Source organism: Thermococcus sp. ES12 (assembly GCF_012027515.1).
Lineage (GTDB): Archaea > Methanobacteriota_B > Thermococci > Thermococcales > Thermococcaceae > Thermococcus > Thermococcus barossii.
Genome location: NZ_SNUP01000100.1, coordinates 1 through 421, shown reverse-complemented (window position 1 = coordinate 421; position 421 = coordinate 1). Strand labels below are relative to the sequence as shown.

The following is a 421-nucleotide window of genomic DNA, read 5'->3' as shown; positions in this document are numbered from 1 at the left end:
CCCCTGCTACCATTGCTCTAGCAGAGCCCATGTCATAGTTTTCGAATATTATTATCTTGTTTTTGAATTCGGGCATTTGTGAGATCTCGTAAACTCTCTTTAGGAATTCTTTTCCTGCTTTATCCATTGGGTGAGCTTTTCCTCCAAAAATTATGTATACTGGTTTCTCTGGATTATTCAGTATCCTTCTAAGTCGTTCTAGGTCACTCAAAATCAAAGTTGCTCTTTTATAAGTTGCAAAACGTCTCGCAAAGCCAATTATAAGAGCGTTTTCGTCTATATCTGGGATAGGTTCGTCGATTCCTAATCGTTTATTCCGTTCTTTTATTTTTCTCTTGATGAGCTCTATGAACTCTTTTTTGGCTTTTATATGGGCCTCCCATAGTTCTTCATCAGGAATACTTTCTACGGCATACCACAG

Annotated in this window: 1 pseudogene; it reads right to left on the bottom strand. The window is 38.0% G+C overall.

Annotated elements, in window-relative coordinates:
* A pseudogene (locus E3E37_RS11245) lies at window positions 1–421 on the bottom strand (glycogen/starch/alpha-glucan phosphorylase); the annotation flags it as partial.